The 21604-nt window shown below is 72.8% G+C and carries 23 protein-coding genes; 13 read left to right on the top strand and 10 right to left on the bottom strand.

Going from position 1 to position 21604, the window contains the following annotated elements:
- Positions 1-209: 209 nt before the first annotated feature.
- Both ku and ABJI51_RS06935 read right to left on the bottom strand, forming a co-directional pair.
- Entirely contained in the window at positions 210-1082 is an 873-nt protein-coding gene (gene ku / locus ABJI51_RS06940) for a non-homologous end joining protein Ku (protein WP_348948392.1), read from the bottom strand.
- A 53-nt stretch (positions 1083-1135) separates the two neighbouring features.
- Positions 1136-1504 (bottom strand): hypothetical protein, encoded by a 369-nt coding sequence (locus ABJI51_RS06935; RefSeq protein WP_348948391.1) that lies wholly within the window; start codon positions 1502-1504, stop codon positions 1136-1138.
- 121 nt (positions 1505-1625) lie between these two features.
- On the opposite strand from ABJI51_RS06935, the gene ABJI51_RS06930 reads away from it, so the two are divergent.
- From ABJI51_RS06930 to ABJI51_RS06905, 6 genes are all read left to right on the top strand, one after another.
- Positions 1626-2213 carry a TetR/AcrR family transcriptional regulator gene (locus tag ABJI51_RS06930; RefSeq protein ID WP_348948389.1) on the top strand — a complete coding sequence of 196 codons (588 nt, stop codon included), beginning with the start codon at positions 1626-1628 and terminating at the stop codon, positions 2211-2213.
- Positions 2214-2236: 23 nt separating this feature from the next.
- A complete protein-coding gene (locus ABJI51_RS06925) occupies positions 2237-2989 on the top strand; it encodes an SDR family NAD(P)-dependent oxidoreductase (RefSeq protein WP_348948387.1) in 753 nt (250 codons plus the stop codon).
- A 181-nt stretch (positions 2990-3170) separates the two neighbouring features.
- Positions 3171-4475: a GGDEF domain-containing protein gene (locus ABJI51_RS06920; RefSeq protein WP_348948716.1), complete on the top strand. Its 1305-nt coding sequence runs from the start codon at positions 3171-3173 to the stop codon at positions 4473-4475.
- 330 nt (positions 4476-4805) lie between these two features.
- The gene (locus ABJI51_RS06915) at positions 4806-5408 is read left to right on the top strand and encodes a TetR/AcrR family transcriptional regulator (RefSeq protein WP_348948386.1); all 603 of its coding nucleotides are present in this window, start codon (positions 4806-4808) and stop codon (positions 5406-5408) included.
- Positions 5405-6067, top strand: coding sequence for a VC0807 family protein (locus ABJI51_RS06910; RefSeq protein ID WP_348948385.1), 663 nt, complete (start codon positions 5405-5407; stop codon positions 6065-6067). Before ABJI51_RS06915 ends, ABJI51_RS06910 begins: the two co-directional genes overlap by 4 nt.
- Positions 6060-7391, top strand: a complete 1332-nt coding sequence (locus tag ABJI51_RS06905; protein WP_348948384.1) for an FAD-dependent monooxygenase — start codon at positions 6060-6062, stop codon at positions 7389-7391. Before ABJI51_RS06910 ends, ABJI51_RS06905 begins: the two co-directional genes overlap by 8 nt.
- Before the next feature lie 56 nt (positions 7392-7447).
- Here the strand turns inward: ABJI51_RS06905 and ABJI51_RS06900 are convergent, their stop codons facing one another.
- Genes ABJI51_RS06900 through ABJI51_RS06890 form a run of 3 tightly spaced genes read right to left on the bottom strand, consistent with a single transcriptional unit; the run spans position 7448 to position 11494 of the window.
- The gene (locus tag ABJI51_RS06900; RefSeq protein ID WP_348948382.1) at positions 7448-9763 is read right to left on the bottom strand and encodes a [protein-PII] uridylyltransferase; all 2316 of its coding nucleotides are present in this window, start codon (positions 9761-9763) and stop codon (positions 7448-7450) included.
- Positions 9764-9773: 10 nt separating this feature from the next.
- Positions 9774-10112 carry a P-II family nitrogen regulator gene (locus tag ABJI51_RS06895; RefSeq protein ID WP_003103060.1) on the bottom strand — a complete coding sequence of 113 codons (339 nt, stop codon included), beginning with the start codon at positions 10110-10112 and terminating at the stop codon, positions 9774-9776.
- Positions 10109-11494: an ammonium transporter gene (locus ABJI51_RS06890; protein WP_348948380.1), complete on the bottom strand. Its 1386-nt coding sequence runs from the start codon at positions 11492-11494 to the stop codon at positions 10109-10111. Before ABJI51_RS06890 ends, ABJI51_RS06895 begins: the two co-directional genes overlap by 4 nt.
- 173 nt (positions 11495-11667) lie before the next feature.
- On the opposite strand from ABJI51_RS06890, the gene ABJI51_RS06885 reads away from it, so the two are divergent.
- A complete protein-coding gene (locus ABJI51_RS06885; RefSeq protein WP_348948378.1) occupies positions 11668-12519 on the top strand; it encodes a putative RNA methyltransferase in 852 nt (283 codons plus the stop codon).
- Positions 12516-13142: a (2Fe-2S)-binding protein gene (locus ABJI51_RS06880; RefSeq protein WP_348948376.1), complete on the top strand. Its 627-nt coding sequence runs from the start codon at positions 12516-12518 to the stop codon at positions 13140-13142. Before ABJI51_RS06885 ends, ABJI51_RS06880 begins: the two co-directional genes overlap by 4 nt.
- Here ABJI51_RS06880 and ABJI51_RS06875 read toward each other — a convergent pair.
- Positions 13139-13993, bottom strand: a complete 855-nt coding sequence (locus tag ABJI51_RS06875; RefSeq protein ID WP_348948374.1) for a sigma-70 family RNA polymerase sigma factor — start codon at positions 13991-13993, stop codon at positions 13139-13141. The genes ABJI51_RS06880 and ABJI51_RS06875 overlap by 4 nt on opposite strands.
- Positions 13994-14007: 14 nt before the next feature.
- Entirely contained in the window at positions 14008-14931 is a 924-nt protein-coding gene (locus ABJI51_RS06870) for a LysR substrate-binding domain-containing protein (RefSeq protein WP_348948372.1), read from the bottom strand.
- Between the two features lie 70 nt (positions 14932-15001).
- Between ABJI51_RS06870 and ABJI51_RS06865 the strand changes: the two genes are divergently transcribed.
- Positions 15002-15826 (top strand): SDR family NAD(P)-dependent oxidoreductase, encoded by an 825-nt coding sequence (locus ABJI51_RS06865; protein ID WP_348948370.1) that lies wholly within the window; start codon positions 15002-15004, stop codon positions 15824-15826.
- 4 nt (positions 15827-15830) lie between these two features.
- On the opposite strand, the gene ABJI51_RS06860 is transcribed toward ABJI51_RS06865, so the two are convergent.
- Entirely contained in the window at positions 15831-16268 is a 438-nt protein-coding gene (locus ABJI51_RS06860; RefSeq protein WP_348948368.1) for a VOC family protein, read from the bottom strand.
- A 73-nt stretch (positions 16269-16341) separates the two neighbouring features.
- On the opposite strand from ABJI51_RS06860, the gene ABJI51_RS06855 reads away from it, so the two are divergent.
- From ABJI51_RS06855 to ABJI51_RS06840, 4 genes are all read left to right on the top strand, one after another.
- Positions 16342-17628 (top strand): O-acetylhomoserine aminocarboxypropyltransferase/cysteine synthase family protein, encoded by a 1287-nt coding sequence (locus tag ABJI51_RS06855; protein ID WP_348948366.1) that lies wholly within the window; start codon positions 16342-16344, stop codon positions 17626-17628.
- Positions 17625-18101 (top strand): CoA-binding protein, encoded by a 477-nt coding sequence (locus tag ABJI51_RS06850; protein ID WP_348948364.1) that lies wholly within the window; start codon positions 17625-17627, stop codon positions 18099-18101. Before ABJI51_RS06855 ends, ABJI51_RS06850 begins: the two co-directional genes overlap by 4 nt.
- A 37-nt stretch (positions 18102-18138) precedes the next feature.
- Positions 18139-18888: an MBL fold metallo-hydrolase gene (locus ABJI51_RS06845; protein WP_348948362.1), complete on the top strand. Its 750-nt coding sequence runs from the start codon at positions 18139-18141 to the stop codon at positions 18886-18888.
- Positions 18889-18950: 62 nt separating this feature from the next.
- Positions 18951-19124 (top strand): hypothetical protein, encoded by a 174-nt coding sequence (locus ABJI51_RS06840; RefSeq protein ID WP_348948361.1) that lies wholly within the window; start codon positions 18951-18953, stop codon positions 19122-19124.
- On the opposite strand, the gene alc is transcribed toward ABJI51_RS06840, so the two are convergent.
- On the bottom strand, positions 19121-20134 hold the full coding sequence (alc, locus tag ABJI51_RS06835; RefSeq protein ID WP_348948359.1) for an allantoicase: 1014 nt from the start codon (positions 20132-20134) through the stop codon (positions 19121-19123). The genes ABJI51_RS06840 and alc overlap by 4 nt on opposite strands.
- A 1-nt stretch (position 20135) precedes the next feature.
- Positions 20136-21464 (bottom strand): allantoinase AllB, encoded by a 1329-nt coding sequence (allB, locus tag ABJI51_RS06830; protein WP_348948357.1) that lies wholly within the window; start codon positions 21462-21464, stop codon positions 20136-20138.
- Positions 21465-21604 lie beyond the last annotated feature (140 nt).

Here is a 21604-nt window from a genome sequence, read left to right as displayed (position 1 = left end):
TCCCCGCGGGGTGAACGCGGGTTCCGGAAACGGGCCGCTCCTCCTTCGGCCCGCCCCGGAACCCTGGTCACCGGACGGCTCACCTCCCCAGGGGCCGTCCGGATCCCCCCTCGCCGGCGATCCGGTATCCGCCGGCAGAACGAAAGTCTGCCGCTCCGGCCACGCCGCCAGCAGTGGGAGAACCCTCAATTACCCGTGGGTAGTAATACTCAGGACGTCTTCGTGCGGCCGCGGGACGCGGCGCGCTTCGCCGTCGTCCGGGCCTTCGCCGCCCTCGCTGCCGCCGCCTTGGCCTTCGCGACCGCCGCGGTGCAGGCGTCCTCCGCTTCGGACGCGCTCTCCTGCAACGCCGCCAGCAGCCGCGTCACGCCTTCGGCCTGCTCGGCCGCCGTCGGCTGGACGACCTCCGCGCCGTCGATCTTCGCGCGGATCAACGACTCCAGTGCCTCGCGGTAACGGTCCGGGTAGCGGCCGGGGTCGAAGCCGCCGGTCAGCTCCTCCACGAGGTTCACCGCGCGGCGCAGCTCGCCGGGGCGGATGTCGACGTCGGCGTGCCGGAACGGGAAGTCCGGCTCGCGCACCTCGTCCGGCCTCCGCATCGTCTCCAGCACGAGCACCTGGTCGCGCACCCGCAGCGCCCCGAGCGTCTCGCGGCGGCGCAGCGCCACCGTGACCAGCGCGATCCGGCCCGACTGCTGGAGTGCCTCGCTGAACAGCACGTACGGCTTCGTGCCCGCCGGCTCCGGCTCGAGGTAGTAGCTCTTCGCGAACCAGATCGGGTCGACGTCGGCCCGCGGCGCGAACCCGCGGATGGCGATCGTGCGGCCCGGCATCGGCAGCGACGCCAGCTCGTGGCCGGACAGCAGGACGACGTCGCCGCCGGGCACGGGATAGCCGTGGACCATCTCCTCCGGCGGCACCTCTTCGCCGTCGACCTCGCACACCCGCTTGACCCGGACACGGCCGCCGTCGGCTTCGTGGACCTGGTGCAGCGGGATCTCCCGCTCCTCGGTGGCACTGTACGCCTTCACCGGAATGGCGTAACTGCCGAACCCGATCGTGCCCGTCCACACCGCCCGCATGCGTGCCACCTCCGCAGCTCCCAGGCTAGCCAGGCCGCCGCGAACGCCGACAGCTACAAACGGGTGTCAGGCGCGACGGATTCGCTCACACATTCGAACGACGGCGTGACCTCGTCGAGTGCTTCCGCCGAACAGCGGGCCGCGATGGCCGCCGCGCGGAGTACCTCGGTGACCACCTCGACGTCCAGCGGCGGGGCCGCGGCGAGCGCGGCCGTCCCGCCTTCGATGCGGGCGGTGAGCCCGGCCAGCGCGTGCGAGATGGCTTCCTGGCCCGCCACCAGCTGGGCGACGACGTCGGTCAGCTCGCTCGTCGTGGCACCCGGGCCGCCGCAGCGCAGGCCCGCGGCGAGCTCCTCGGCGCAGCAGCGCAGGTGGGTGGCGACGACCGTCGGCGGCAGCGTCAGCTGCGGCGGATCCTGCATCGCTCACCCCCGGGGGCCGGTCAGAGCAGCCATAGTGCCACCGCACGCGCCGTCACCGGAGGCGACACACCGCCGCCCGATTATTTGACCAACCGTTCTCGAAAGCAGTAGGGTTCCGATCGTGTCCCGGGTCAAGGAGTTCGACGTCGACGAGGCGTGCGACGCCGCGCTCACGCTCTTCCGTCGCCAAGGCTTCGAGGCGACGTCGGTCAGCGACCTCGTCACGCACCTCGGTGTCGCCAAGGCCAGCCTGTACGCCACCTTCGGCACGAAGCACGACTTCTACCTCACGGCACTGAAGCGCTACGCCGAGCGAGCCGACGCGCGCGTGCTGGCCGAGCTGTCGCAGCCGGGTTCCGGCGTGGCGGCGGTGCGCCGGCTTTTCGACGGCTACGTCGAGGAAATCCTCGGCGACGAGACCCGGATGGGCTGCTTCGTCGTCAACGCGGCGATCGAGCTGCTGCCGCGCGACCCCGAGGTCGCGCGGCTGGTGGAGCGCAGCTGGGACACCCTGGAGGTGGCGCTCACGATGGCGCTGCAGCGCGCCAGGACACAGGGCGAACTGCCTGAGGGCAGCGACCCGGCGGCACTCGCCCGGTTCCTGCTCACCGTCCTGCAGGGACTGCGTGTCCTGGGCAAGGGCACGGACGCCGCGAGCCGGGTGCACGCGGCCGTCTCGCAGGCCTTGCGTCTCCTTATTCGAGAATGACCGGACCAGAAAGAAGGACCACGATGGGGGCACGTTTCACCGGCAAGGTCGTCCTGGTGACCGGCGGCAGCTCGGGCATCGGCCGGGCGACGGCGCGGGCGTTCGCCGCCGAGGGCGCGACGGTCGTCGTCGCCGGGCGCAACGAGCAGCGGCTCGCCGAAGCGGTGCGGGACATCGGCGGCGACGCGAGCGCGGTGACCGTGGACGTCACCGACTCCGCGGACGTCGCGCGGATGGTCGCGACGGTCGTCGACCGGCACGGCGGGCTGCACGTGGCCTTCAACAACGCGGGCATCCTCGGCACCCCGGCACCGGCCGCCGACCTGGCCGAGGACGACTTCGACGCGGTCGTGCGCACCAACCTCACCGGGCTCTGGCTGTGTCTCAAGCACGAGATCGCGCACATGCGGGACCACGGCGGCGGCGCGATCGTCACCATGTCCTCGAACATCGGCGCGCACCGCAGGCTGCCGAACATGGCGGCCTACGCGGCGTCGAAGGCCGCGGTGAGCGCGCTGACCCGGACGGCGGCGCTGGACCACATCCGCGACGGCGTCCGCATCAACGCGGTCAGCCCGGGCGCGACGGACACCGAGATGTCCCTGCGCCCCGGCGAAACGGCGGCCGATCGCGCGGCGCGGATGCGGGAGTCGGTCCCGCTGGGCCGGGTGGGTGCCACCGCCGAGGTGGCGGCCGCGGTGCTGTGGCTGGCTTCGGACGAAGCGGCCTACACCGTGGGCCACGACCTGGTGGTCGACGGCGGCGCGGCCGCCTAGCGCGGCCCCACCCGGATCCGGTTCAGCGGTGGGCGGGTTCAGGAATCACGGTTGCGCATGACATCCCCCTCTCTCGGGTTCCGGGCGCCGGATCCGTGACCGCACGGCCGGTCGTCGACTATTCTTCGGTCGACGTTTCCGGACCTGTTCCAGCAGCCAGGCGAGGCGCAGTGCGGTGAGTATGGGCAACGGTGCTGCGGCCGACCAGCCCCGTCGGCGGCTCCCGGCTTCGCTCGCGCTCCGGAACTGGACGCTCTGGCGCCAGCGCCGGAGTCTCGTCGCCTACTGCCTCCTCGTCGAAACCACCGCGGTCGCCGCCACGGCGGTGTCGGTCGTCACGGCACCGCCGGGCCGGCGCGACTTCGTGGTCCTCGGCCTGCTGCTGGCGCTGGGTGTCCTGCAGGCGGAGCTGGGCCGCCAGGTCGAGCGGATGCGCCGGCGCGTCGACGGCCCGCCGTACATCAACATGACGTCGGTCTGGACCTTCGCCGGGGTGCTGCTGCTCCCGCCGGTGCTCGTCGCCGTGCTGGTCGCGGGGCTGTACGCGCATCTGGCCGTCCGCAGCTGGCACCGGCTGCGCCAGGTGCCGCCGTTCCGCACGATCCTCAACGGGACGCTGGTCGTCCTCACCTGTTATGCGGCCGGGTTCGTGCTGCACCGGCTCGGCGTGCCCGGCATGCACGCGGCGCTGACGGCGGGCTGGCGCGGCGTCGGCGCCGTCGCACTGGCCGCGGTGACGTACTTCGTGGTCGCGGCGATCACGATCATCCCGGCCCTGACGATCACGACCCGTTCGGCGAAGGCGTTCTTCGGCAGCCTGGGCGACAACCTCCTCGAGGTCGCGACGCTCTGCCTGGGCCTGCTCACGGCGCTGACGCTGGCGACGCTGCCCGCGCTGACCGTCGCGATCGTGCCGCCGCTGCTGGTGCTGCACCGGGCGGTGCTGATCAAGCAGCTGGAGATCGCCGCGACGACGGACGAGAAGACCGGCCTGTTCAACACGACCGGCTGGCACCTGCTGGCCTCGCGCGAGCTGGCCCGCGCGCAACGCAACGCGCGCAGCACCTTCGGCGTGCTGATGATCGACCTCGACCACTTCAAGCTGATCAACGACGAGCACGGCCACCTGGCTGGCGACGCGGTGCTGCGCGCGGTGGCGTCGACGATCAAGAGCGCCGTCCGCGACTACGACTCGGTCGGCCGTTTCGGCGGCGAGGAGTTCGTGGTCCTGCTGCCGGACATCGGCCCGGCGGCGGTGCTGGCGGTGGCCGAGCGCATCCGGTCGGCGATCGAGACGCTGAAGGTCGAGTACGCGGACGGCATCCGGACCCGCGTGATCGGCGACCTGTCGGCCTCGATCGGCGTGGCGACCTACCCGGACGGCGGCACGGCCGTCGACCGCCTGCTGCAGGCGGCGGACCGGGCGCTGTACCGGGCCAAGCACGCGGGACGCAACCGCGTGGTCGACGGCACCGCGACCGCCTGACCCGGCTTCGGCCGTCCGCCAAACGTCCTGAATGACTCATTCAGGACCTCCGAAGCCCTGAATGAGTCATTCAAGACCCCGGCTTCCGGCCCCACCCGGCGCGTGCCGAAAGGGACTTTCCTGACGTCTGGTGCAACGAAAGTCCCTTTCGGTGCACCAGACGAGACGAACGCGCCTTTCAGCCCACCCGGGGGTCGTGAGCGGAAATTCGGGTTCTCACGCGAATTACCACTCACGACAACCCGCGGCAGACCGCCTCCCCAAGCTTGGCCGCCCACGGCGCCTACCTGCGCACTTGCCGGATTTGCTCACTCAAGCTAGATTTTGCTCATGCGAGCAAGAACGTTCACCGAGTCCGGGCGGCGGGCCCAGATCGTCCGGGCGGCCATCGAGGTGATCGCCGAAGCCGGGTACGCGAAGGCGTCGTTCAGCCGGATCGCCAAGCACGCGGGCCTTTCCAGCACCGGCATGATCAGCTACCACTTCGCCGGCAAGGACGACCTGCTCGCCGCGTGCGTCACCGAGATCGAGCGGGTGACCGGGGCGTTCATGCAGCCGCGCATCGACGCCGCCGCCGGGCATGTCGCCCAGCTGCGGGCCTACGTCGAAGCCAACGTCGCGCTCGTCGGGGAGCACCCCGCCGAGGTGCGCGCGCTGATCGACCTGGTGAAGAACGCCGGTTCGCAGAGCGAGGCCGTCAACGGGCGGCTCGCGCTGTTCGAGGAGCACTTCCGCACCGGGCAGGCGGCCGGTGTCTTCGGCCGCTTCGACGCGCGGACCGCCGCGCTCGCCTTCACCACCGGCCTCGACGCCGTGGTCGCCACCGCGGCCGCGAACCCGCCGGGGCCCGCCGAACTCGCCCGCCTGGGCCGCGAGCTCGCCGACCTGTACGTGCGGGCGACCGCACCCGCATCCGAGGGGGAATCCGCATGATGATCGAAGAGAAGACCGCGCCGGACGCCGGGCTGCGCCGGCTGGTGCGGGCCAACGTGCTGACCGTCGTGTTCGAGGTGGTCGTGCCGATGGCGCTGTTCTACGGCCTGCGGGCCGCGGGCGTCAGCCAGTGGTGGGCGCTGATGGCGGGCGTCCTGGTGGCCGCGCCGTACGTGCTCTGGACCGTGGTGCGCAACCGCAGGATCGACCTCGTCGCGCTGGTCACGCTGAGCGTGCTGGTGCTGTCGGTGGTGCTCGGGCTGCTGTCGGACGACCCGCGCACCCTGGTGATCCGCGAAGGCTGGACTGCCGCGCTCGGCGGCCTGTTCGGCGCCTGGATGCTGGTCAGCGTCTTCGTCGGCAGGCCCGCCCAGCTGACGCTGGGCCGCACGATCGCCGAAGTCAAGCGCGGCGCCGAGGGCGCGGCCGCGTGGGCCGCGCGATGGGAGACCGACGCCCGGTTCCGGCGCGGGCTGCGGATCGACACCGCCGCCTGGGGTGCGGTGCTGCTGGCGAACGCGGTGCTGCACATCGTGCTCGTGTACACGCTGCCGATCGACCTCATCTCCGTGGTCACGACCGTCGTGTGGTTCGGCGCGCTGGCCGTCCTGATCGCCTGGCACGTCTGGTACATCCGCAAGGAAAACCTCGATGCCTGACGTTCTCGTGGCGGGCGCGGGCCCGGCCGGGCTGCTGGCCGCGTTCGAACTCGAACGCGCCGGGCTCGACGTCCTGGTCCTCGAACGGGACGCCCGGCCGTCGCCGCAGTCGAAGGCTCTCGGGCTGCAGCCGCGGTCGGTCGAGGTGCTGGCCGACCGTGACCTGCTCGGCGCGCTCGAACCGCACGTCCAGGCGCGGCTGCCCGCCGGTCACTTCTCGGGCGTCCCGATCGGCTACACGGACCTGCCGACGCGCTTCCCGCACCAGCTGGGCATCGAGCAGGCGCACGTCGCGGCGGCGATCGAGGCGCGGCTGCGCACGCCGGTGCTGCGCGACGCAGCCGTCACCGCCGTGTCGCAGGACGACGAAGGCGTCACCGTCACCGCGGGCGGACGCGAGTACCGGGCCGGGTGGCTCGTCGCGGCCGACGGCGGGCACAGCACGGTGCGGGCCCTGCTGGGTGCGGCGTTTCCCGGCACGCCGGCACGGACGTCGCTGGTCGTCGCCGACGTCCGGCTCGCCGGGAAGCCGGACGGCCTCGCCGACGGCTGGCAGCTGCCGTCGACCGGCTCGGGCTACCTCCTGCCGCTGTCCGGCGGGCGCTTCCGCACGGTGGTGTTCGGCGAGGAGCAGCAACGGCTCGGCCGCGACGCGCCGGTGACGGCCGCCGAGCTGCAGCGGGCGCTGACCGCCGCGCACGGGCCGGACATCGAGGTCGGCGAAGTGCTGTGGGCGTCACGGTTCGGCGACGCGGCCCGGCAGCTGGAGCGCTACCGCCACGGCCGCGTGCTGTTCGCCGGCGACGCGGCGCACATCCACCTGCCGGTCGGCGGCCAGGGCCTCAACCTGGGGCTGCAGGACGCGGTGAACCTCGGCTGGAAGCTGGCCGCGCAGGTCCGCGGGCACGCCCCGGCCGGGCTGCTCGACAGCTACCACGACGAACGCCACCCGGTCGCGGCGCGCGTGCTGGTCAGCACGCGGGCCCAGGCGGTGCTCGGCATCCCGGACCCGGACGCGGCGGCCGTCCGAGAGATCGTCACGGACCTGCTCGCCGTGCCGGAGGCCCGCCACGCCGTCGCGATGGAGCTGTCCGGCCTGGGCGTCACCTATCCCGGCACCTCCGGCCGCGCCACCGACGTCCCGGCGGCCCCGGACGGCCGCGCGGTCCTGGTCGGCGCGCCCCTGCCCGACGGCTGGGCCGACCGCGTCGAGACCCGCGACGGCCCGGCACCCCGGCTCGTCCGCCCCGACGGCTACGTCGTGTGGACCGGCGAGCCCGGCCTGGCCGAGGCCCTTTCCCGCTGGTTCGGCCCGCCCCGCTGAAAGCCGTGAATGCCACATTGAGTCCGTCAATGTGGCATTCACGGCTTGGGGAGCACTCAGGAAGCCGCGGCCAGGACCGCTTGCTCCACTTCGCGGCGCCAGCCGGGTTCGATGCGGCCGGTGCGCGGGGTCACGGCGAAGGAGTCGACCACCGCGCCGCCCAGGGTGGACGCCTTGGCCCAGCGGACCTCGGCGTTGCAGCGGCGCAGGGCTCCCGCCACCCGGAACAGCAGGCCGATCCGGTCGGCCGCCCGCAGTTCCAGGACCACCGTGTCCGGGCCGGTCGTCTCGTCGTCGAACCACACCACCTTCGGCGCCACCGGCGGCGTCGACGGGGAACCGTAGTCGCGTTCCTTCGCCGCCAGGCGCTGGGTCAGCGGCAGCGTGCCCGCCACCGCGCGGGCGAACTGCTCGCGCAGCAGCGTCGCGTCCGGCAGGGAGCCGAACTTCGGCGACGCGGTGAAAACGCCCGCCCGGCCGCCGTCGTGGCCGCGCAGGACCGCCGAATGGACCTCCAGGGAGTTCAGCGCCAGCACGCCCGCCGCCGGGGCCAGCAGTTCCGCGCGGGCCGGGACCGCCAGCAGGACCGTGACGACCTTGCCGTGCGAGCTGATCCGGATCTCGCCGGTGCCCGAGGCCACCGCCTGCGCCACCAGCTCGCGCTGGTCGTCGTCCATCGGCTCCGGCGCGGTGAACCCGGTGCCGCGCAGGACTTCCTCGCAGCCGGAGACCAGCTCGGCCAGCAGCCGCGCCTTCCAGTCCGTCCACACCGCGGGCCCGGTCGCCAGCGAATCGGCCTGGGTCAGCGCGTGCAGCAGCTCGACCAGGACGATGTCGCCGTCCAGGGTCTTCACCACCCGCGCCACCGTGGCCGGTTCGCTGATGTCGCGCCGCGTCGCGGTGTGCGGCAGCAGGAGGTGGTGGCGGACCATCGCCGACACCGTCGCGGCGTCGGCGGGCGCGAGGCCCAGCCGGGTCGCGACCTGGGCGGAGATCTTCGCGCCCAGCTCCGAATGGTCCGCGTCGCGGCCCTTGCCGATGTCGTGCAGCAGCGCGCCGATCAGCAGCAGGTCCGGCCGCGACACCGTGGTGGTCAGCTTCGCCGCCTCGACGCAGGTGCGGATCAGGTGGCGGTCGACCGTCCACTGGTGCACCGGCGAGCGCGGCGGCAGGTCGCGGACCGCGCCCCACTCGGGGAACAGCCGGGACCACAGGCCGGTCCGGTCGAGCGACTCGACCGCGTCGACCAGTCCCTCCCCCGCGCCCAGCAGCTCCACCAGTGCGTTCAGTGCCTCGGACGGCCACGGTGCCCGCAGCTCCGGCGCCGACTCCGCCAGTGCCTTGAGCGTGCCGAGCGCGATCGGCTTGCCCGTCCGCGCCGACGCAGCGGCCACCCGCAGCAGCAGTGCCGGATCCTTCGCCGGGACCGCGTCACGAGCCAGCGCGACCTCGTTGCCGTGCAGGACAACGCCTTCCGCGAGCGGCGTGCGCGACGGCCGTCGCCCGAACCGCGTCTTCGGTGGCTCCACAGTGGACCGGAGCGCGACGTCGAGCGCGTACGCGATCGTGCGCCCCGCCCCGGACAGCTTGCGCGCCAACGTGAACCGGTCGCCGAAGCCGAGTTCGGCGGCGACCAGCTCGGCCTCCGGCGCGGACAGGATGTCCCGTTCCCGCCGGATCTCCCGCCGCAGCTCGGTCCGGACGTCGAGCAGGAGCTGCTTCGCTTCCAGCAGTTCCTCGCCCGGACGCGCGGTGAGCTGCGCCGCGGCAAGCGCTTCCAGGACGGCGAAGTCCCGCAGCCCGCCCCGGCCGTGCTTGAGGTCCGGTTCGGCCGACTGCGCGATTTCGCCGCTGCGCGCCCAGCGCTGCCGGACCGACGCCGTCATGTCCGGGATCTGCTTGCGCGCGGTGCGCCGCCACTGGTCCCGCGCCGCGGACACCAGGCGGCCGCTCAGCTCGGCGTCCCCGGCGAGGTGCCGGGCGTCGAGCAGGCCCATGGCCACGCGGAGGTCCTCCGACGCGACCTTCAGCGCTTCGCCGGGCGTGCGGACCGAATGGTCCAGCCCGACTTTCGCGTCCCACAAGGGATACCAGAGCGCGTCCGCGATCTCGCCGACGCCGCTGTTGCCGTTGTGCACCAGCAGCAGGTCGAGATCGGAGAACGGCACCAGCTCCCGGCGGCCGAGCCCGCCGACGGCGACCAGCGCGACACCCGGTTCCGCGGTGTCGACGCCGGCCGCCGAGGCTCCCCTGCTCAGCCAGAACTCGTAGAGGTCGACCAGGGCCGCCCGCAGCGCGGACGCCCCCAGCCTCCCGTGCCTGCCCTCGAGCAAGCGCTCGGTGGCCTTGACCAGTTCGCCCCCGTCGGCCATTCCAGGCGCCTTATAGAGCGTCCGTGCCGCGCTCGCCGGTCCGTACCCGGATCACCGTCTCGACCGGGGTGACCCACACCTTGCCGTCACCGATCTTGCCGGTGTGCGCGGCCGTGGTGATGGCGTCGAGCACCTTCTCCACGTTGGTGTCGTCGGTGACGACCTCGATCTTCAGCTTGGCCACGAAGTCCACCGAGTACTCCGCGCCGCGGTAGACCTCGGTGTGGCCCTTCTGCCTGCCGTACCCCTGGACTTCGCTGACCGTCATGCCCAGCACGCCCAGCTGCTCCAGCGCGGAGCGGACGTCGTCGAGCGTGAACGGCTTCACAATCGCCGTGATGAGCTTCATGCCTTGCTCTCCTCGAGTTTCGCGGCCGGGGTGGACTTGACCGGGATGGTGTTCGGGTGGCCGAGGCCCCCGCCCGTTCCGGTGAAGTCGTAGGCGCTCTCCGCGTGCTGGGCTTCGTCGATGCCGCTGACCTCGTCCTCGGTGCTGACGCGGAAGCCGCCTGCCTTCTTGATCACGAAGCCGATGATGAAGGACAGCACGAAGGAGTACGCGAGCACCGCACCGGCGGCCAGTGCCTGACGGCCCAGCTGGGTGAACCCGCCGCCGTAGAACAGGCCGTCGGCGCCGAGGGAGTTGACGCTGGTGGTGCCGAAGAAGCCGATCAGCAGCGTGCCGACGATGCCGCCGACCAGGTGGACGCCGACGACGTCGAGCGAGTCGTCGAAGCCGAGCTTGAACTTGAGCGAGATGGCCAGCGCGCAGAGCACACCGGCGATGAGGCCGATCGCGATGGCCCCGATCGGGCTCACGAAACCACACGCCGGGGTGATGGCGACCAGGCCGGCGACCGCGCCGGAGGCCGCGCCGAGGGTGGTCGGCTTGCCGAACTTGAGCTGCTCCACCAGCAGCCAGCCGAGGACGGCGGCGGCGGTGGCGACGGTGGTGTTGGTGAACGCGACGGCGGCGAGGTCGTTGGCGGCCAGCGCCGAACCGGCGTTGAAGCCGTACCAGCCGAACCACAGCAGGCTCGCGCCGAGCAGCACGAACGGCACGTTGTGCGGGCGGCCGGTGTCCTTCGGCCAGCCCTTGCGCTTGCCGAGCACGATCGCCAGCGCCAGGCCCGCGGCACCGGCGTTGATGTGGACCGCGGTACCACCGGCGAAGTCGAGTGCCTTGAGGTTGTTGGCGATCCAGCCGCCGACGGCGTTCTCGCCGACGAAGCCGTTGAACGAGAACACCCAGTGCGCGACCGGGAAGTACACGACCGTCACCCAGATGACGACGAACAGCGTCCAGCCCCAGAACTTCGCACGGTCGGCGATGGCGCCGGAGATCAGCGCGGGCGTGATGATCGCGAACATCAGCTGGAACATCACGAACGCCAGGACGGGCAGGCCGTCCGAACCCGGCCACGGGACGGCGGGGCTCGTGTCGGTCGCGGCGACCGCGAAGCCGGCGACCTTGCCGAAGGTGTTCTCCAGGCCGGCGAAGTGGAAGTTACCGAGCAGGCCGCCGAAGGCGTCGTCGCCGAAGGACATCGTGAACCCGTAGAGGGCCCACAGCACCCCCACCACGGCCAGCGCGATGAAGTTCATCATCAGCATGTTCAGGACGCTCTTCGCGCGGACCATGCCGCCATAGAAGAACGCCAGTCCTGGGGTCATGAGCATGACCAGCGCGGCGCTGGCCAGTACCCACGCGGTGTCTCCTGCGTTCAGCACATCGTCCTCCCGTGCCCTGGGTTCGTGCGTTGGCAGTTTTGGCGCGCGGTGTTTCGCGGGGCGGCTCGCGAGGTTTCGCCCGCGTGAACTGTCCGCGCCCGCTTGTTACGGCCAGGTTTCCGGTGACCGGTCCTGAAGTGTCCGGTTGCGAAACGTCGTGGTCGAATATGCCCATGACACCGGCCGACCACGGGAATGACCCACTGCCACCCCGGGTCGTGGAAGCACTGCGATGTTCGGTGTGCGGTAGCCCGTTCGACGCAGCGGGACGCACGCTGCGTTGCGAGAACCGCCACTCGTTCGATCTAGCGCGCCAGGGTTACGTGAACCTGTTGCACGCGCGAATCCCGGCCGGGACGGCGGACACGGCACCGATGGTCGCCGCCCGCGCGGACTTCCTCGCGTCGGGCGCCTACGACGTCCTCGCCGGCGAGCTGGCCCGCGCGTGCGCGGCGGCCGAGGGCCTGGTGATCGACGCGGGCGCGGGCACGGGCTACTACCTGGCGCGGGTCCTGGAGGCTTCGGAAGCGTCCGGGCTGGCGCTGGACGTCTCGGCGGCCGCCCTGCGGCGGGCGGCCCGTGCACATCCGCGGCTGGGCGCGGCGGTGTGGAACCTGTGGGAGCCGTGGCCGGTGGGCGACGGCGTGGCGTCGGTGGTGCTGAACGTCTTCGCGCCGCGCAACGGGCCGGAGTTCCACCGCGTGCTGCGGCCGGACGGCCTGCTGGTCGTGGCGGCACCGGGCCCGGACCACCTGCGCGAGCTGGGCGACCTGGTGCTGGCCGTCGACGAGCGCAAGGAGGAACGCCTGGCCGGGACGCTCGGCGAGTACTTCGCGCGCACGGGCCGCACGGAGGTCCGGCGCACGGTGGAGCTGACGCCGCGGCAGATCCGCCAGGCGGTCGAGATGGGCCCGGCGGCGTTCCACCTGGACCGCGGCGGGCGGCGGGAACGCCTGGCCGCGCTGGCCGATTCCCAGCGCGTCACGGTGTCGTTCACGGTCTCCACCTACCGGCGGACGGGATGAAGCCGGACTGGACTGCTTCCGCGACGCTGCTGGCGGACGCGGAGTGGGTGCGGGCCCGCATCGGCGGCGCGGCGAAGCTGTACGGCTGCGCGCGGCCGGAGGTGCTGGGCACGATCTGGTGGTACTCGCTGTCGTCGGTGCTGGTGGCGCCTGCGGTCGACGGACTGGTGGCCGGGCGTCTCGCCGACCCTTCGCTCGACGCGATGGAACTCGACCTGGTCGCCGACGGCCGGTTCCTCGGCGCCCGCTCCACCCGGCCGCTCGACGGCGGGCTGCCGGAGCTGGGCGCGGCGCTCGCCGGCACGCTGGGCACCGCCGTCGCGACCATCGCCGCGGTCACCGGCGCCCGCGAGCGCGCGCTCGGCGCGATCGCCACGGACTCGATCGCCAACCGGCTGCTGTGGACCCCGGACCCCGAGCGGGCCATGACACTGGCCGGACCGCTGGTCGCCGCGATCGGGCTGGGCCTGCCGAAGCCGCGTTTCGTCCGGGTCGGCCGGACGCCTGCGGTGCGCCGGGCGTCGTGCTGCCTGATCTACGAAGCGGGCAACCCCAAGTGCGTGAGCTGCCCGCGTCAGACGCCCGCGGAGCGCGAAGCCCGCCTTCGCGCTGCCTTGGGTTAGAGGACGGCCAGCTCCAGCGCCGCCAGCCGGTCCGGGTCCGCGATGACCTCGATGCCCGTGATGCGGTCGCCGTCGATCCGGAACGACAGGACCACCGCCAGGCGTCCTTCGCGCACCAGCAGCAGGCCGGGAGCGCCGTCGACGAGGGCGAGTTCGCTCGCGCGGGCCCGTTCGGACGCCAGCACCGCGCCCCGGCGCACGCTCTCGACGCCGTGCAGCACGATCGGTTCCGGGGTGGGGCCGACGAACCGGTCGGCGTGCAGCACCACGTCCGGGTCGAGCAGGGCGAGCAGCGCCTCGAAGTCGCCGCCGCGGGAGGCCGCCAGGAACGCCTCTACGACCTTGCGCCGCCGCGGCAGGTCGGCGTCCGGCGCGGTCGCGCCCCGCACGCGACGGCGGGCCCGGCTCGCGAGCTGCCGTGTGGCGGCGGGCGTCTTGCCGAGCACCGGGGCGATCTCGTCGAAGGGCACGGCGAACAGGTCGTGCAGCACGAAAGCAACCCGTTCGGCCGGGCCGAGGGTGTCGAGCACGACGAGCAGCGCGTGCCCGACCGAGTCGGCCAGCTCCGCCTCCTGCCCGGGATCCCCGCGGTCTTCGAGCGGCTCAGGCTGGCTGTCGAGGGGCTCTTCGCGGTGGTTGCGACGCGTCCGCAGCATCGACAGGCACACGCGCGCGACGACGGTGGTCAGCCAGGCGGGCACGTTGTCGATCCCGTCGGCACCGGCGCGGTCGAACCGCAGCCACGCCTCCTGGACGGCGTCGTCGGCTTCGCTCGCCGAGCCGAGCATCCGGTAGGCGACCGCCCGCAGCCGCGGCCGCTCCTGCTCGAACCGATCGGTCAGCGTGTCCACTGTGTCCCGTCCCCTCAGTCGGGAGCAGTAAACCCCACGGCGGTCCGGCGCAACGCGTCGGCCAGCAATGCCGCGGGCTCGGCCACCGGCCCCGGCAACCGCGCCAGCACCACCCGCCGCCGCTCCGACGGGCCGCCTCGCACATCCACCACCCGCACCCCCGGCGGGACAGCCCCGGTCAGCGACGCGGGCACCGTCGTCACCCCGCAACCAGCCGCGACCAGCTGCAGCTTCGCGAGCCAGTCCCGGGCCGTGTGGGCGATCTCCGGCCGCTCGTCCAGGCCCGGCCACACGCCCATCAGCGTCTCCTCCCCCGCCGACGGCCCCGCGATCCAGCGCTGTCCGCGCAGGTCGGCGACGTCGACCGCGTCCGCACTGGCCAGCGGGTGACCGCTTGGCACCGCCAGGCGGAGGCTGCGCTCGGCGAGGGTCTTCAGGCGCAGCGCCGGGGTCTCCGCGTCGGGCGGGCGGAACGGCGGGACCGAGCCGAGCACCGCCAGGTCGAGCGTGCCCGCGCGCAACGCGCGGACCAGGACCGGGGTCGTGCCCTCGCGGGTCACCACCGTCACCGCCGGGTGCGTGCGGCGCAGCTCCGCGATCGCGCGCGGCACCAGGACCGCGCCCGCGCTCGGGAACCAGCCCAGCCGGACCGTGCCCGCGTCGGCGGGCAGCCCGGCCAGCTCGCGGCCGGCGGCGTCGATCTGCTCCAGAACCGCGACCGCCCGGCGCAGCACGACGTGCCCGGCCTCGGTGAGGCGGACGCCGCCGGGGCGCCGCTCCAGCACCGGTGTCCCGGCCGCCCGCTCCAGCGAGGCAATCTGCCGCGACACCGCCGACTGCGTGTACCCCAGCGCCGCCGCGGCCGCCGTCAGCGTGCCGCGTTCGGCGACTTCGCGGAACACGCGCAGCGCCACCAGAGAGACGTCACCGAAGTCCATGACAATTACGCATATCAGGCTTGCCGTCTTCTCGCTTTCCGCATAGCCGATCCCGTCCTAGCGTGAAGGCATGACACGCACTGCTGTGGTGACCGGGGCCAACCAGGGTCTCGGGTTCGCGCTCACCCGGGGTCTCGCCGCCCGGCTGGCTCCCGAAGACGTCGTCCTGCTCACCGGCCGGGACGCCGGCCGCGTGGCCGACGCCGCCGCGCGCGTCGCCGCCGATCCGGCGACCCGTGCCCGGGTCGAAGGCCGGGTCCTGGACGTCTCCGACGCCGGGGCCGTCGGCCGCTTCGCCGAGGGCCTCGGCGAAGCCGACATCGTCGTCTCCAACGCGATCGGCCCGCTGCACCCGGACCGGCCGCAGGCCGAGCAGGCCGACGTCTTCCTCGACGTAGCCAACGGCGGCACCCACGCCGTGCTGCGGTCGTTCGGGCCGATCCTGCGCCCGGGCGGGCGGCTGCTCGTCGTCGCCAGCTCGCTGGGCACCCTCGACCACCTGCCGGAGGCACTGCGGCCGCGCTTCGACGGCGTCACGCTCGACGAGGTCGAGAAGGCCGTCGAGGACTGGCGGTCGGCCCTCCACGACGGCACCGCCGAAGCGCAGGGCTGGCCGGAGTGGATCAACATCCCGTCGAAGGTCGCGCAGGTCGCGGCCGTGCGCGCGGTGGCGGCCGAACGCCGCGAGCGCGACCTCGCCGAGGGCACGCTCGTCGTGTCGGTCTGCCCGGGACTGGTCGACACCCGCGCGTCCCGGCCGTGGTTCAGCGACTTCAGCCAGGCCCAGACGCCCGACGAGGCCGCGCGGGCGGTGCTCGACCTCCTCTTCGCCGGCCTCGACCCGGCCACCTACGGCGAGCTGGTCCGGTTCGGCCGCGTGCTGCCCTGGAAGTGACGGCTCAGAGCACGCAGAACTCGTTGCCCTCGGGGTCCGCCATGACGATGTGGTCGGGACGGCCGTCCAGCTCGTGCTCCCGCAGCACGGTCGCGCCCGCGGCGGTGAGCCGGGCGACCGCCTCGACCACCCGCTCCCAGCGCGTCTCCCACGCCACCTCGCGCCCGCCGCCTGCCTGGACGTCGAGGTGCAGCCGGTTCTTCACGGCCTTCGCTTCGGGCACCTTGAGGAAGCTCAGGCTCGGCAGGACGCCTTCCGGATCGGTGAGGTACGCGCCGTCGTCCCACTCGTCCTCGGGCACGCCGTGCTGCGTGAACCAGGCTTCCCAGCTCGCGAAGCCCGCCGGGGGCGGCCGCTCGATGTAGCCGAGGGCCACCGCCCAGAACCGCGCCAGCGCGCGGGGGTCCGCGCAGTCGATCGTCAGGCTCCATCGCACCGTCACGGGGGAAGCGTAGCCGCGCCCACGCCGTGGGAGACCTGGCAAAAGGAGGGAAAACGCGGTTACGGTGAGCCCGATGAGCGAACGCAGCTGGGGCTTCCGCACCCGCGCCCTGCACGCGGGCGGCACCCCCGATCCGGCGACCGGCGCCCGCGCCGTGCCGATCTACCAGACCACGAGCTTCGTCTTCGAGGACGCCGCCGACGCGGCGAACCTGTTCGCGCTGCAGAAGTACGGCAACGTCTACAGCCGGATCGGGAACCCGACCGTCGCCGCGTTCGAGGAGCGGATCGCCAGCCTCGAAGGCGCCATCGGCGGCGTCGCCACCGCGAGCGGGCAGGCCGCGGAGTTCCTCACCTTCAGCGCGCTCACCGAGGCGGGCGACCACATCGTGTCCGCGAGCGGCCTCTACGGCGGCACGGTCACCCAGCTCACCGGCACGCTGCGGCGGTTCGGCGTCGAGACGACGTTCGTCAGCGGCGGCATCGACGGCTACGCCGCGGCGATCACCGACCGGACCCGGCTGCTCTACACCGAGGTGATCGGCAACCCCGGCGGCGGCATCGCCGACCTCGCCGCGCTGGCGGACCTGGCCCACGCCCACGACATCCCGCTGGTCGTCGACGCGACGCTCGCGACGCCGTACCTGTGCCGCCCGATCGAGCACGGCGCCGACATCGTGCTGCACTCGGCGACGAAGTTCCTCGGCGGGCACGGGACGACGCTCGGCGGGATCGTCGTGGAGTCCGGGAAGTTCGACTGGGGCAACGGGAAGTTCCCGCGGATGACCGAGACCGTCGACAGCTACGGCGGGCTGAAGTACTGGGAGAACTTCGGCGAGTACGCGTTCTGCACCCGGCTGCGCGCCGAGCAGCTGCGTGACATCGGCGCGGTCCTGTCGCCGCACTCGGCTTTCCTGCTGCTGCAAGGGGTCGAGACGCTCCCCCAGCGGATGGACGCGCACGTCGCGAACGCCAGGGCGGTCGCCGAGTACCTCGAAGCGGACCCGCGCGTGGCGTGGGTGTCCTACGCCGGGCTGCCGTCGCACCCGCACCACGAGCTGGCGCGGAAGTACCTGCCCGCCGGGCCGGGCGCGGTGTTCGCGTTCGGCATCGACGGCGGCCGGGCCGCGGGCGAGAAGTTCGTCGAATCGGTGGAGCTGCTGTCGCACCTGGCGAACGTCGGGGACGCACGGACGCTGGTCATCCACCCGGCCTCGACGACGCACGCCCAGCTGTCGGAGGAGCAGCTCGCCGCCGCGGGCGTCGGACCCGACCTGATCCGGCTGTCGGTCGGGCTGGAGGACGTCGACGACATTCTCTGGGACCTCGACCAGGCACTCGGCAAGGCGGTGGCCGGATGACGCACGACGTCGGTGCCGTGGAGCGGCGCGCGATCCTGAACCGGACGAAGTCGGTGACGCTGGTCGGCGCGTCCGCCAACCCGGCGCGGCCGAGCTACTTCGTCGCGACGTACCTGCTGTCCTCGACGCGGTACGACGTCCACTTCGTCAACCCGCGCCTGGACACGCTGCTCGGGAAGCCGGTGTACGCGTCGCTGAAGGACGTCCCGGGCGAGCCGGACCTGGTCAGCGTGTTCCGCAGGCACGACGACCTGCCGCAGGTGGCCGACGAGGTGATCGACGCCGGCGCGCGGACGCTGTGGCTGCAGCTGGGCCTGTGGCACGAGCCGGTGGCCGAGCGGGCGCGGGCGGCGGGGCTGGACGTCGTGATGAACCGGTGCGTGAAGATCGAGCACGCGCGCTTCGCCGGCGGGCTGCACCTGGCCGGGTTCAACACCGGCGTGATCAGCTCGCGGCGGCAGTCGGCGCCCTGACGGGAAGAGAACGTGCGTTCCCGGTGTTGCGCCGGGTATGACTCTGGGGATCACCCTTTCCGGCGGCCCGACCGCCCTCCTGGAACTGGGCGGCGTGCGGCTGCTCACCGACCCGACGTTCGACCCGCCCGGCGACCACCCGGTCGGCGAGCGCGTGCTGGTCAAGACCGAGGACTCGGTGCTCACCGAGGACGCGGTCGGCGTGGTGGACGCGGTCCTGCTGTCCCACGACCAGCACCCCGACAACCTCGACGACCGCGGCCGCGCGTACCTGGCGACGGTGCCGTTGACGCTGGTCACGCCCAGCGGAGCGGCCCGCCTCGGCGGCACGGCGCGTGGCCTGGAGCCGTGGGAGGAGACACGCGTCGGCCCGCTGACGGTGACCGCGGTCCCGGCACAGCACGGCCCGGAGGGCGCGGCCCGGCTGACCGGGGACGTCACGGGATTCGTCCTGACCGGCGAGGGCCTGCCGACGGTGTACGTCAGCGGCGACAACGCCTCGGTCGACGTGGTACGGGAGATCGCTTCGCGGTTCCGTGTCGATGTCGCGGTGCTCTTCGCCGGGGCGGCGAGGACGGTCCTGTTCGACGGCGCGCCCCTGACGCTGACCGGCGAGAACGCCGTCGAAGCGGCGAAGGTGCTGGGCGCGGCGAAGGTCGTGCCGCTGCACTTCCGGGGCTGGCAGCACTTCAGCGAGGGCCCGGACGTGCTCCGGAAGGAGTTCGAGGCGGCCGGGCTGGCCGGCCGCCTCGTCCTGCTCGAACCCGGGGAGCGCGCGGAGGTGTGATCCTGCGGGGTGTACCGCCGGGGCCGCGCGGGGGCGGCCCCGGCTCGTGAGAGGCTGGCGGCATGGCCAAGCCGACCCCGCTGCAGTTCCGGAACATCCTCGTCGCCGTCCTCGCGGCGGCGGGCTTCGTCTGGAGCATGGTGGTCGGCCTGCCGTGGTGGGTGAGCGCGATCGTCGGCTGCGCGTGCGTCCTGTCGCTGGCGTCGGCCTACCTCAACCGCCCCGGCGCGGACTAGCGGGTCTTGGCGAACCGGGCCTTGAGGTTGGCCCGCCCCGCCTCGGTAAGCCGTCCGAACAGCCGGAGGCGGGCCATTCCGCCGTCCGGGTAGATGTCGAGGCGCGCCTCCGTCACCTCCGGCCCGTCCGGCAGGGCGAACCGGTGGCGGGTGTCCGGCTGCAGCCGGGTCTTCGGCAGCAGCTCGACCCACTCGCCGTACGTGTCGCGGCCGCTGACCGAGGCCCAGCCCGGGGCGTTGCCCTTGAGGTTGCTCGTGTCCAGCTCGGCGAACCGGACGACGCCCGCGCCCGCCAGGCGCAGTGTCACCCAGTCGTTGCCGTCGTCGCGGCGGCGGGCCGTCTCCCAGCCCTCCGCCTGGTGGGCCGCCAGGCCCGGCGAAAGCAGGTTGTTCGGGGACGAATAGAACTTGTTGCTGCAGCCGGTGACGACCGCGCCGTTCTCCAGGGCCGCCAGGTCGAGCGCGTCCAGGTCCAGCAGTGCCGGGTCCGGGACCGGTGTCCCGTGGACGCGCAGGCGGGCCACGCCGCCGTCCGGGTGCTGGGTCAGCCGCACGTGCGTGTACCGGCGCGATCCGTTGACCGTGTAGAAGTTCTCCGTGTGGCCCGCCGCCGGGGCGTGGTCGACCAGGACGTCCCAGTCCGCTTCGGACACCTCGGCCGCCGACGGGTAGCCCGGCAGCGACGTTCCCTCGACCGAGACGAACGGCGGGTAGTTGCCCTTGAAGAACGCCGTGTCGACGATGACGCCGGTGATCGTGCCCGCCAGGCCGAGCCGCAGGATCGCCTGGTCGTCGCCCGGTTCGCGGTGGCGGCGGGTCTCCCAGCCGTCGTAGACCTGTCCCTTCGGCCCGAACGTCTCCGGCCGGTGGGCCGGCACCCACGGGTTGACCAGGTTCTCCTTCTCGGCGAACAGCTCGTCGGTCGCCCACATCACCGTCCCGCCGAAGCGGCGCGACGCGAGGTCGGGCAGTTCTGTCCACTCGGGACGGTCGGACACAGCGGCCTCCATCTCAGCAGTTCCCCCGGGTCAGCAGCGCGCCGCGCGGCTCGTCGCCGGTGATTTCGGTGCCTCGCAACCACGTCGAGCGCACGACGCCGGCCAGCGGCCGCCGGTCGTAGGCGCTGACCGGGTTGCGGTGCTTCAGTTTCGCGACGTCGACCACGAACGCCTCGTCCGGCGCGAACACGCAGAAGTCGGCGTCGTAACCCGCCGCGAGCCTGCCCTTGCGGCGCATCCCGGCCTGCGCGGCCGGGCGCTCGGCCATCCAGCGGACGACGTCGGTGAGCGCGAACCCGCGCTGCCGCGCCTGCGTCCAGATCGCCGGCAGGCCCAGCTGCAGACTGGAGATCCCGCCCCAGGCGAGCCCGAAGTCGCCGCTGTCGAAGCGTTTCAGCTCCGGCGTGCACGGCGAGTGGTCGCTCACGACGCAGTCGATCACGCCGTCCGCGAGCCCCTGCCACAGCCGCTCGCGGTTGGCGGCCTCGCGGATCGGCGGGCAGCACTTGAACTGCGTGGCGCCGTCGCGGATTTCCTCGGCGACGAAGCTGAGGTAGTGCGGGCAGGTCTCCGCCGTCAGCGCGACGCCGTCCCGCCGCGCCGCGGCGATCAGCGGCAGAGCGTCCGAAGAGGACAGATGCAGGATGTGCGCGCGGGCGCCGTGCCGCCGGGCCGCCTCGATCACCTGCGAGATCGCCAGGTTCTCCGCCTGCGGCGGCCGCGACCGCAGAAAGTCGACATAGCGACCGCCGTGCGGCTCCGGCGCTTCCTCGATCTCGTGCGCGTCCTCGGCGTGGACGATCATCAGCGCACCGAAGGAACTCAGTTCCCGCAACGCTTCGTCGAGCCCGGCCGCGTCGAGCGGCGGGAACTCGTCGACGCCCGAGTGCAGCAGGAAGCACTTGAAGCCGAACACGCCCGCGTCGTGCAGGCCGCGCAGGTCGCCAGTGTTGCCGGGGATCGCGCCGCCCCAGAAGCCGACATCGACGTGCACCCGGCCGGCCGCCGCCTTGCGCTTGACCTCCAGCGCCGCGACGTCGACCGTCGGCGGCAGGCTGTTCAGCGGCATGTCCACGATCGTGGTCACCCCGCCCGCCGCGGCCGCGCGGGTCGCCGTCTCGAAGCCCTCCCACTCGGCCCGGCCGGGATCGTTGACGTGGACGTGCGTGTCGACCAGGCCCGGCAGCAGCACGACGTCGTCGCCGAGGTCGAGCACGCGGTCGCCGGTCAGCGCGGCGCCTCCGGGTTCGACGGCGACGATCCGGCCGCCTTCGACGCCGATGGTCGCCGGGACTTCGCCCTCGGCCGTCACGGCCCGGGCGGCACGCACCACAAGATCCATCCGAATCCCTTCGCCGGGAGGATTGACACCGCCGATTTCACAGACCGGAAAGGCGGTTTCGCACAACGACAGTAACCACGGCGCGCGCCGCTCGTCAACGACGTGCGCCGCCCGTTGCCAATTCGGCCGAAAGCAGGCGG

It is taken from the genome of Amycolatopsis melonis (assembly GCF_040064235.1).
Classification (GTDB): domain Bacteria; phylum Actinomycetota; class Actinomycetes; order Mycobacteriales; family Pseudonocardiaceae; genus Amycolatopsis; species Amycolatopsis melonis.
The sequence above is the reverse complement of the archived record's forward strand: the minus strand, read 5'-3'. Positions and strand labels throughout refer to the sequence as shown.